The following is a 10408-nucleotide window of genomic DNA, read 5'->3' as shown; positions in this document are numbered from 1 at the left end:
TTTCGTTTAACTCTCGCAGTTGCCAGACCGCAAGAGTGTTTTAACAAATTGAAAGGGGCTTTATAACTGACTTATAGCTGAAAGCTTTACGGAACCCCCAGCCTAGCTGGGGGTTTTCTCTATACAAAAAAAGCAGATCGACTTGATCTGCTTTTTGGTTTACTGAATGTATCTTATCTATTTAGTCTCGCAGTGTTGCAGAGTACTGTTCAGCCACCGCTTGAACAATATTGTTCACTGCAGCAGTGATATCCGCATCTTCTAGCGTTCGCTCTGCCGATTGTAAGATAAGCGCAATAGCTAAGCTCTTCTTACCCTCCTCAACACCTTTACCAACGTAAACATCGAACAGTTTAGCATCGCGTAATAACGAGCCACCCGCCGATTGACAAGTAGCAACGATGTCACCAGAAGCAACATATTGATCGACAACCAGAGCAATATCACGGCGATTTGCAGGGAACTTAGATAGAGCGACGGCTTCAGGGATCACTTTGGTATTAATCGCTGACCATTCGATTTCAAATACGATTGTACGACCATTTAAACCAAATTTACGCTCAAGTTCTGGATGAACGGTACCAATCACGCCGATCTCTTTACCATCCAGCACAATCGCAGCCGCCTGACCAGGATGCAATGCCGGATGCTGCGTTGCCGTAAACTGATAAGCTCGGCCATTCGCAGTTAAATCGAGGATTGCTTCTACATCGCCTTTTAAATCAAAGAAATCAACGCTAGCCGTTTCCATGTTCCAATGTTCATCACCACGAGTACCAGCGATCACACCAGCCAGCATAGGCTCTTGACGCATACCATTTTCAGCAGCTTGATCGGGAATAAAACGCAAACCTTGCTCAAACAAGCGTACGCGCGGCTGTTGACGTTTCTGGTTGTGCACCACCGTATTCAGCAAGCCTTGGATTAAACTAAGGCGCATCGCTGACATATCGGCAGAAATTGGGTTTGGTAAAATGAGGGGTTCTATATTCGGAACCACTAGTTTTTGCTGTTCCGGTTCAACAAAGCTATATGTGATAGCTTCGTGATAACCACGATCCACTAACAAATCACGCACACGCTTGAGCGGTAAACGCGCTTCTTTGTGGGCATTCATATTCAATGCCGCTTGAGGAGCTTGATTAGGAATATTGTCATAGCCATAAATACGGCCGATTTCTTCAACTAAATCTTGCTCGATAGCGATATCAAAACGCCAAGTTGGTGCAGTCGCTTGCCAACCTTGTGACGTGGTTTCTACTTGCATGCCAAGACGTTGTAGAATTTCGACCACATCGGCATCGGCAATAGTATGGCCAAGTAAATTATCCAATGTCGTCCGACGTAGAGTCACTTGATTCGCACTTGGGAGATGCTGATCAGATTGTGCAGCAACAATAGGAGCCGCTTGACCACCACAAATATCAATCAATAGTTGGGTAGCACGCTCAAGAGCCGCTTGCTGTAACTCGTAGTCTACACCACGTTCAAAGCGCATCGACGAATCAGTATGTAATCCATAACGACGAGCACGACCGCGGATATGATCTGGCGCGAAGAAAGCCGACTCTAATAACACATCTTGCGTGCTTGAACTTACCCCAGAATGCTCACCACCAAATACACCGGCAATCGCCAGTGGTTTGTTATGGTCAGCAATCAATAAGGTATCAGGATTGAGCGTCGCTTCTGTGCCATCGAGAAGAGTTAGCTTTTCATCTTGCTCGGCAAGACGTACCACAATACCGCCCTCAATCTTTGCCAAATCAAACGCATGCATTGGCTGGCCTTGCTCTAGCATCACATAGTTAGTGATGTCGACAATCGGATCGATCGAACGAATACCGCAACGGCGTAACTTTTCCTGCATCCATAATGGAGTGGCGGCGTTCACATTAACGTTTTTGACAATTCGCCCAAGATAACGCGGACAAGCCGCAGGTGCTTGGATATCAATCGTTAGGGTATCGTTAATTGACGCCGCTACAGGAGCAACCGATGGCTCAATAATATCCAGACGGTTAAGTACGCCAACTTCACGCGCCAATCCACGCAAGCTGAAACAATCAGCACGGTTAGCCGTAAGGTCGACATCGATAGTGACATCATTAAGACCTAAAAACTCACGAAAATCACAGCCAATCGGCGCATCTTGCGCTAATTCCATAATCCCGTCTGATTCAATGTCAATCCCTAACTCTGAGAATGAACACAACATGCCGTGAGAAGGCTGGCCACGTAATTTGGCTTTCTTAATTTTGAAATCGCCAGGCAGTACAGCACCAACGGTAGCAACCGCGACTTTCAAGCCTTGACGGCAGTTGGCTGCGCCACAAACGATATCGAGTAATTCGTCTTCACCGACATCGACTTTAGTGATACGCAGTTTATCAGCGTCAGGATGTTGACCACATTCAACCACTTGGCCAACTTTAACACCGTTAAACACGCCAGCAACAGGGAGAACGTCATCGACTTCTAACCCTGCCATAGTAATTTGATGAGTCAATTCGTCAGTGCTAACCGCAGGGTTTACCCACTCACGAAGCCAAGATTCGCTAAATTTCATAGTGATAAGCCTCTGGATTACTTGAATTGTTTAAGGAAACGCAGGTCGTTTTCGAAAAACGAACGTAGATCGTTCACGCCATAACGCAACATCGTTAAACGCTCTACTCCCATACCAAAGGCAAAACCTGAGTACTGCTCAGGGTCAATACCGACACTGCGCAATACATTAGGATGAACCATACCGCAACCCAGTACTTCTAACCATTTACCGTTCTTACCTTTCACATCCACTTCAGCGGAGGGCTCGGTAAAAGGAAAATAAGATGGACGGAAACGCACCTCAACTTCTTCTTCAAAGAAGTTGCATAGAAAATCGTGTAAAATGCCTTTAAGTTGAGCAAAGTTAACCTTTTCATCGACCAACATGCCTTCGACTTGATGGAACATTGGCGTATGAGTCTGATCATAATCATTACGATACACACGACCTGGAGCAATAAAGCGGAACGGTGGTTTACCGTTTTCCATCGTGCGGATCTGTACGCCAGAAGTGTGAGTACGCAGCATTAAATCAGGATTAAAAAAGAAGGTATCGTGATCGGTACGCGCCGGATGATCGGCAGCAATATTTAACGCATCAAAGTTATGGAAGGCATCTTCAACCTCAGGGCCAGACTCAACGCTAAAGCCTAATTCACCAAAAAAGTTTTCGATGCGTTCAATCGTGCGAGTGACTGGGTGTAAACCACCATTATCAATACGGCGACCAGGTAAAGTCACGTCAATCGTTTCAGCCGCCAACTTCGCTTCTAATTCGGCGCGTTGTAAAGCATCTTTACGCAGTGAAATCGCTTTTTGTACGGTTTCTTTGGCAACGTTGATCTCTTGACCTGCGGTACGACGCTCTTCTGGTGGTAATTTACCTAGGCTTTGCAGTTGAGCCGTTAGCTCACCCTTTTTGCCCAGATAATGAACACGCACTTCATCCAGTGCAACTAACGACTCCGCAGCATTAATAGCTGCTGTCGCGTTAGCAATAATCTGTTGTAGATGTTGCATTGTTTCCTCGTCTGCTGATGCGCAGTTTCCTTAAGGCACCCGTGAGGGAATTAAGGGATTCTTGGGGTTTTTAGTAAGCTGTACATAGTAACGAAAGCCGCTGTCAAAGCCAAATTGAAATCACATTTCCTTCATTTTTTGCGTGTTTATTCATCGCTAACTCATCAAGTTAGGCAGTTGCAAAATAACTTTTAGTTATAGTGATTTTGTCATAAATTGATTTTGTTCAAATGACGCTGCCCGTTATGGTTAGACCCACAAAGATTATAACCAGAGGTTGATAATGCCATTAACAATTTTACCCATTGAAGCAGAACACGATGCCTCAATTTGCCAAATTATTAAACAAGTCGGTGCTGAATTTGGTGCGGTCGGCGAAGGTTTTGGACCTGCTGATGAAGAAGTTTTAACTATGAGTAAGTACTACACTCAGGATAGACATAGTCTATATCTTGTTGCCCTGTTGGATAATGATATTGTTGGAGGGGGTGGAATAGCACCATTTCAAGATAGTAGGAGTGTTTGCGAATTAAAAAAGTTGTTCTTACTAGCCAAAAGCCGGGGTCACGGCGGCGGAAGAATCATCGCCGAACGCTGTCTAGAATTTGCTAAATCTCAAGGGTTTCAGTACTGTTATCTTGATACCCTTTCTAGTATGTCTTCAGCTATCGCATTGTATGAACGATTAGGTTTTGAGCACCTATCAAAACCTCTCGAAGGTACTGAACATGGTGGCTGTGATGTTTGGATGATGAAAAAGTTATAATCAGGATACTATGCATAACTACAAATTGCTGCCGACCCTATATGCCCTATTAGAGACCAAAAATCTCACTGATGCAGCTAAAAAACTGAACGTTACTCAACCCGCTATCAGCAAAACGCTTAAACAACTGCGCGAAGAGTTTCAGGATCCGTTACTTATCAGGCAAGGACAGCAATTTATATTAACCAAACGGGGAGAATCATTACTGGCACTTCTCCCCTCCGTATTTACACAACTGGAACAACTTTATCAACCTGCCGATTGTGAAGTGCATAAAATTCAGCGGCCATTTAATCTCGCGCTCAATCATTTTATTTCACCAGATATTCTGCCCCAACTTTGCCGAGAATTTCATCAGCAAGCCCCCAGAGCTAGACTCAATACAACACTATGGCAAGATCGTGCACTCAGCGAGTTAGCCGAAAGCCAAGTAGATTTACTCGCCACATTATCTGTTATTGTTCCTGAAAACTTACATGGTAAAAAATTAGCCAGTGATCAGTATGTCGTCTGTCGTTGGTCACAGCGTATCGAGCAGAATACAACACTCACACTTGATGACTACTTTCGAGCAAAGCATATTTTAGTCAGTGGACTTCATACGGAAAGCTTACAAGTTGATACGTTATTTCAACGCTATCGAAAAAAACGTCGGATCTTTGCCACGTTACCTTCAATTCGTCTTGCCATTGAAACCATGATTGGTACCGACTGCTTGGTTACGTTACCATTACATATCGCCGCTCAATATGCCCAAGGGCACCCAATGACCCTTTTTCCTACGCCTTATGAGCTGCCTCAGCACGATTATTACTTACTTTGGCATGCAAAACACCATCACTCACTTGAACATCGCTGGTTTCGTGAATTCTGCTATCAGTTTTTTAAACAAGATATCAAAGACAAACAAGATATTGGCTACTCACTACTGGTCTCTTAGTCACTGCTTGTGTACTCCAGTATTGAATAGGTTTCCTAGGCTATAGTTCAATCAATCGGACATCAGCAAATCTGGATATGATGCTATCTATTAAAACGTAAGTCTTTTTCAACAGAAAACAGTTAACATAAAAAAAGCCCAACCATTTTTGGCTGGGCTTTTTTGTTTTGGAGCGACACACGAGGTTCGAACTCGTGACCTCAACCTTGGCAAGGTTGCGCTCTACCAACTGAGCTAGTGTCGCATTAAGCAAGTGACGTTATCACGTTGCTCTTTATAAATGGTGCCCCGGGCCGGACTTGAACCGGCACGACTCGAAAGTCGAGGGATTTTAAATCCCTTGTGTCTACCAATTTCACCACCAGGGCACACTAATTTTTTAATCTCAGCACCGCTTTCGCCATACTGATATAATCTGGAGCGACACACGAGGTTCGAACTCGTGACCTCAACCTTGGCAAGGTTGCGCTCTACCAACTGAGCTAGTGTCGCAATGGAGGCGCGTCCCGGAGTCGAACCGAGGTTCACGGATTTGCAATCCGCTGCATGGCCACTCTGCCAACGCGCCTTCGAAACTCAAACCGCTTGCTTCTTTATCGCGTTGCTCTTGAGTACGGGATGCATTCTACGGATTCGATGCGATCAGTCAATAGAATTTTTTTGCTTTTTGAATCGTTTGATTACTTTGCATTCAAAAATGGTTTTTTTGTTTATTTTTTTAGCAAAAAGTCTCTATTTATCCAGAACATAACGAGCAAAAATCCATTTTTACTCGGCTTTTGATTACTCTTTATCGAACAATAAGCGACGATCATTAATCAACAAAAAACACGTTATTAAAAAATAATCGCAGCCAAGCCCAATCGACATCCAGATCGGCGGTGTTTAAAAATAGAAAAACGGGCCGATGCCCGCTTTTCTAATGATGTTCTTCATTTAGCAAATCATTTTTCGCCGCTGCTAAGTATTGTGCCATAGACCAATACGTTAAAATAGTCGCGACATACAGAGCTATAAATCCTAACCAAACCATCCATTGATCGTAACGCCAGATCAAAATCCACAATGCAAACATTTGGCTAACGGTCTTTACTTTACCAATCCAAGAAACAGCCACACTAGCGCGCTTACCGATTTCAGCCATCCATTCTCTTAATGCTGAAATAATAATTTCTCGACCAATCATGGTCACCGCGGGGATGGTTATCCATATTGAATGATAATACTCGGTGATCAAAATCAGCGCAGTAGCGACAAGAACCTTGTCAGCAACCGGATCAATAAACGCACCAAAACGCGACGTTTGGCCAAGCTTTCTCGCCAACATGCCATCTAGCCAATCGGTAAAACCAGCCACAAAAAAAATCATGGCAGCCGCAAAGGGAGACCAACTATAAGGCAAATAAAAAACAACGATGAAGACAGGGATGAGAAAAAGTCGCAACAACGACAAGATGTTAGGAATATTTAAACGCATAATAGTAGGCTCTGATCAATGGCGCGTTAATGGTGCTGCATTTTGACTATGGTTTCAATGCTTGATAAATAATTTCTGCTAAAGAGTGACTAATACCCGGCACCTTGGCGATTTCTTCAACAGTCGCACGCTTAATTTCTTGCAAGCCCCCCATGTATTTCAATAAAGCTTGCCGACGTTTAGGCCCCACGCCTTCAATCCCTTCTAACGTACTGGTGCGTCGAGTTTTACCTCGTTTAGCACGATGTCCGGTAATAGCGTGATTATGGCTTTCATCACGAATATGTTGGATAAGGTGCAATGCAGGCGCATCGCTAGATAAATGAAACTCGTCTCCCTCGGTGGTGATTAATGTTTCAAGGCCAGGTTTACGACTAATTCCTTTCGCGATACCAATCAACTGTGGTCGCTTAGGCCAATCTTGCCAACATTGAGTAATGATCTGTAGCGCGCGATTGAGTTGACCTTTGCCACCATCAATAAATATTACATCTGGTATTTTATCCACATCCAATTGTTTGGCATATCGACGCTCTAAAGCTTGAGCCATGGCTGCATAATCATCGCCACCAGTAATTCCAGTGATATTATAACGACGATATTCCGCTTTGAGTGGTCCTTCTTGATTAAACACCACACAAGAGGCAACGGTACTTTCTCCCATAGTATGAGAGATATCAAAACATTCCATACGAGCTATATTCTCTATACCTAATACACGCTGCAGCTCATTAACACGCTGCTGAATGGTCATCTTGTGATTAAGCTTACTGGTCATCGCGCTCAATGCATTGGTATTTGATAACTTCAAGTATTGGCCACGAGTACCAGTCGGACTGACATGAAAATGAACGTTATGCCCAGCTAATTCACTCAATGCCTGCTGTAATGATTTAGTCTCTTTTAGTAATCCCTGATTAAGGATGATCCGACTGGGAACCACTCGGCTATCAGTATGATTGAGATAGTATTGACTTAAAAAACTTTCGAAGACTTCTTGCGACTCGGTATTGGCTGGGATTTTTGGAAAAAAGCTCCGACTCCCCAAAACTTTACCTTGGCGGATCATCAAAATATGGATACAGGCCAACCCTTTCTCTTGCGCAAAACCAAGCACGTCCAGATCATCTTGTGAATCTTCTGCTACAAACTGCTGCTCCTGCACACGGCGAATCGCTTGAATTTGGTCACGAAACTTTGCTGCATCTTCAAAACGTAACGCCTGACTAGCCGTCTCCATTTTTCGAACCAACACTTCCAAAACTTGCTTATCTTTTCCTTGCAAGAACAGCCGTACACAGTTCACTAACTCGGCATAATCTGCATCAGAAATAAGGCTACTCACACAAGGAGCCGCACAACGACCGATTTGATACATTAAGCAAGGGCGAACACGATTGCTGTACACGGTATCTTCACATTGCCGCACTGGGAATATTTTTTGAATCAGGTGCAACGTTTCTCGCACCGCACCAGAATCTGGATAAGGGCCAAAATACTCACCTTTGCGTTTTTTTGCACCGCGATGCGCAGAGAGACGAGGATGCTTGTGCGCACTGATGAAGATATAAGGATAAGATTTATCATCCCGCAGCAACACATTGTATTTAGGTAAATACTGCTTGATGTAGTTATGTTCGAGGATCAACGCTTCGGTTTCAGTATGAGTAACCGTGACGTCAATTTTATTGATATGACTGACTAAAGCTCGGGTCTTTTCACTATCAACTTTACTACGAAAATAGCTAGACAGTCGCTTTTTAAGATCTTTGGCTTTACCAACATAAATCACCTCAGCCTCAGTGTTATACATACGGTACACACCGGGCTGATGGGTGACATTTTTTAAAAAGGAAGCAGAATCGAAATCAGCCACTACAACTTCTCTGTATCGAGCATCCCATGTCGAATGGCTAAATGGGTTAACTCAACATCTCCGTTAATATCTAGCTTGGCAAACAAACGATAACGATAGCTATTGACTGTCTTTGGACTAAGATTGAGTTGCTCAGAAATATCGGTTACTTTTTGGCCTTTAGTGATCATCATCATGATTTGTAGCTCACGTTCTGATAGACCAGCAAACGGATTTTCAGAGGCGGGTGAAAACTGGCTTAATGCCATTTGCTGAGCGATTTCAGGAGAAATATATCGCTGGCCACTATTCACAATACGAATAGCGTTCACCATTTCATCGGGCGCGGCACCTTTGGTCAAATAACCAGCAGCACCAGCTTGCATCACTTTGGTTGGGAACGGATTCTCAGTATGAATAGTGAGCACAATGATTTTTACGTCTGGATTAAAACGTAAAATCTTCTTAGTGGCTTCCAATCCACCAATACCGGGCATATTCATATCCATTAATACAATATCAGTGTTATTACTACGACACCATTTTACTGCATCTTCACCGCTATCCGCTTCCCCTACTACGTTCATTCCACGGACGTCTTCAATAATACGTCGTATCCCTGTGCGAACCAGCTCGTGATCATCTACAAGGAAAACATTGATCAAACTTGTATCTCCACACTTATCTATTCGCTCTGCACTTTATCATATTAAAGATGCAGCATGGCTGCTTAGTCTAACCTAAATGGCTAGCTCGCTGCCAATGAATATGTGCCGAAAGCACACGTTTGGCAAGTATTTCTTTTACAAACTGTGCAGTTTAATAGGCAATTAGGCTCTCATTAAAACGTTTCTACTCAACACCATAAATCGCTAACATTAAATTTAGCAAACAATCAGTGACAACCATAACCAAATCCAATTAGGCAGAGCAATAATGATGAGATTGAAGAATCTATGACGTTATTCTCAGATACTATGAAGGTAATTAAAAAATAGACATCCTCATTTTATAAACAGGCTTAATACTGAACAAAGATCACACAAAACACCCACTTTTTGAGAGTCATTCGTAACTTTCGATTGAAAATGCAGTCAATTTCATATATTTATAAGTCCCGTCAATCAATCCCATAATACGCACCGTTTATTATCAGCTCACTGAGTCATCACTCATGCGCGATTTAAATAGGTAAAGCGCTTTGGGATATTTTGATATTAAAACGATAATCTTAAGGATATAAAAACATGAAAAAACTATTCGCAGTGGCCGCTCTTGTAGCACTCCCTTTTTCTAACGCAGTAATGGCAGACTCTGATATTGGTTGTGGTGTCGGCACTATGATCTTTGATGGTAAGGAAGGTAAAGTGTTTAAAGTACTTGGTGCAACCACCAACGGTACTTCTGGTAACCAAACCTTCGGTATCACTTTTGGTACACTAGGGTGTGATGGCACTGGCACCATTAATTCTGCACAAAAACTTGCGCTATTTATCGATGGTAACCTTGACAACCTTGCACGTGATATCGCACGTGGCGAAGGCGAAACACTAGCAACACTTTCTGAAGTTTGGGGAATTCAAGCCTCTGATAAAGCAGCGTTTAATCAACTAGCAAAAGAAAATTTTGCCAACGTTTTCCAATCTGAAAACGTGACTTCACAAGAAGTATTTACTAGGGCCTGTTGATCTTTGCTGTTTATAATTCAGCCAACCCACATTGGCAGCCATATAAGGCAGCAAGCCAAGGCCAGTGTACTTGCATAATTCCGGGCTAATTTATCATACCTTGTTGCTACTG

The 10408-nt window shown here is 43.2% G+C and carries 8 protein-coding genes, 4 tRNA genes and 1 pseudogene; 3 read left to right on the top strand and 10 right to left on the bottom strand.

Annotated features, from left to right (window positions below; all coding sequences use genetic code 11):
* Positions 1-181 precede the first annotated feature (181 nt).
* Both pheT and pheS read right to left on the bottom strand, forming a co-directional pair.
* On the bottom strand, positions 182-2569 hold the full coding sequence (pheT, locus tag FKQ60_RS16665; RefSeq protein WP_170904814.1) for a phenylalanine--tRNA ligase subunit beta: 2388 nt from the start codon (positions 2567-2569) through the stop codon (positions 182-184).
* 17 nt (positions 2570-2586) lie between these two features.
* Entirely contained in the window at positions 2587-3570 is a 984-nt protein-coding gene (gene pheS / locus FKQ60_RS16660) for a phenylalanine--tRNA ligase subunit alpha (protein WP_154168385.1), read from the bottom strand.
* A 283-nt stretch (positions 3571-3853) separates the two neighbouring features.
* On the opposite strand from pheS, the gene FKQ60_RS16655 reads away from it, so the two are divergent.
* Together FKQ60_RS16655 and FKQ60_RS16650 are read left to right on the top strand one after the other, a co-directional pair.
* Positions 3854-4336, top strand: coding sequence for a GNAT family N-acetyltransferase (locus tag FKQ60_RS16655; RefSeq protein WP_154168387.1), 483 nt, complete (start codon positions 3854-3856; stop codon positions 4334-4336).
* A 10-nt stretch (positions 4337-4346) separates the two neighbouring features.
* Positions 4347-5276: a LysR family transcriptional regulator gene (locus FKQ60_RS16650; RefSeq protein WP_170906783.1), complete on the top strand. Its 930-nt coding sequence runs from the start codon at positions 4347-4349 to the stop codon at positions 5274-5276.
* Positions 5277-5444: 168 nt separating this feature from the next.
* On the opposite strand, the gene FKQ60_RS16645 is transcribed toward FKQ60_RS16650, so the two are convergent.
* The 7 genes from FKQ60_RS16645 to uvrY all read right to left on the bottom strand — a co-directional run bounded on the left by FKQ60_RS16645 (position 5445) and on the right by uvrY (position 9273).
* A tRNA-Gly gene (locus FKQ60_RS16645) sits at positions 5445-5520 on the bottom strand.
* Between the two features lie 37 nt (positions 5521-5557).
* Positions 5558-5644: transfer RNA gene (locus FKQ60_RS16640), tRNA-Leu, on the bottom strand.
* 48 nt (positions 5645-5692) lie between these two features.
* Positions 5693-5768: transfer RNA gene (locus FKQ60_RS16635), tRNA-Gly, on the bottom strand.
* A 2-nt stretch (positions 5769-5770) separates the two neighbouring features.
* Positions 5771-5844 (bottom strand) — tRNA-Cys (locus tag FKQ60_RS16630).
* A 351-nt stretch (positions 5845-6195) separates the two neighbouring features.
* Positions 6196-6753 carry a CDP-diacylglycerol--glycerol-3-phosphate 3-phosphatidyltransferase gene (gene pgsA / locus FKQ60_RS16625; protein ID WP_072669232.1) on the bottom strand — a complete coding sequence of 186 codons (558 nt, stop codon included), beginning with the start codon at positions 6751-6753 and terminating at the stop codon, positions 6196-6198.
* A 46-nt stretch (positions 6754-6799) separates the two neighbouring features.
* Positions 6800-8629 carry an excinuclease ABC subunit UvrC gene (gene uvrC, locus FKQ60_RS16620; protein WP_170906782.1) on the bottom strand — a complete coding sequence of 610 codons (1830 nt, stop codon included), beginning with the start codon at positions 8627-8629 and terminating at the stop codon, positions 6800-6802.
* Positions 8629-9273, bottom strand: a complete 645-nt coding sequence (gene uvrY / locus FKQ60_RS16615; protein WP_154168391.1) for a UvrY/SirA/GacA family response regulator transcription factor — start codon at positions 9271-9273, stop codon at positions 8629-8631. Before uvrY ends, uvrC begins: the two co-directional genes overlap by 1 nt.
* 582 nt (positions 9274-9855) lie before the next feature.
* Here uvrY and FKQ60_RS16610 point away from each other — a divergent pair.
* On the top strand, positions 9856-10296 hold the full coding sequence (locus FKQ60_RS16610; RefSeq protein ID WP_170906781.1) for a DUF3015 family protein: 441 nt from the start codon (positions 9856-9858) through the stop codon (positions 10294-10296).
* Between the two features lie 17 nt (positions 10297-10313).
* On the opposite strand, the pseudogene FKQ60_RS16605 reads toward FKQ60_RS16610, so the two are convergent.
* A pseudogene (locus FKQ60_RS16605) lies at positions 10314-10408 on the bottom strand (IS5/IS1182 family transposase); the annotation flags it as partial.

Origin of the sequence: Vibrio sp. A11 (genome assembly GCF_013048705.1) — a bacterium.
GTDB classification, from domain to species: Bacteria; Pseudomonadota; Gammaproteobacteria; order Enterobacterales; family Vibrionaceae; genus Vibrio; species Vibrio metschnikovii.
Note: the sequence above shows the minus strand (reverse complement) of the source record. Positions and strands in the feature narration are given on the sequence as shown.

Bases quoted from the DNA above. Each gene is read 5' to 3' on its own strand.
- pheT (WP_170904814.1), bottom strand. From the start codon at position 2,569: ATGAAATTTAGCGAATCTTGGCTTCGTGAGTGGGTAAACCCTGCGGTT.
- pheS (WP_154168385.1), bottom strand. From the start codon at position 3,570: ATGCAACATCTACAACAGATTATTGCTAACGCGACAGCAGCTATTAAT.
- FKQ60_RS16655 (WP_154168387.1), top strand. From the start codon at position 3,854: ATGCCATTAACAATTTTACCCATTGAAGCAGAACACGATGCCTCAATT.
- FKQ60_RS16650 (WP_170906783.1), top strand. From the start codon at position 4,347: ATGCATAACTACAAATTGCTGCCGACCCTATATGCCCTATTAGAGACC.
- pgsA (WP_072669232.1), bottom strand. From the start codon at position 6,753: ATGCGTTTAAATATTCCTAACATCTTGTCGTTGTTGCGACTTTTTCTC.
- FKQ60_RS16610 (WP_170906781.1), top strand. From the start codon at position 9,856: ATGAAAAAACTATTCGCAGTGGCCGCTCTTGTAGCACTCCCTTTTTCT.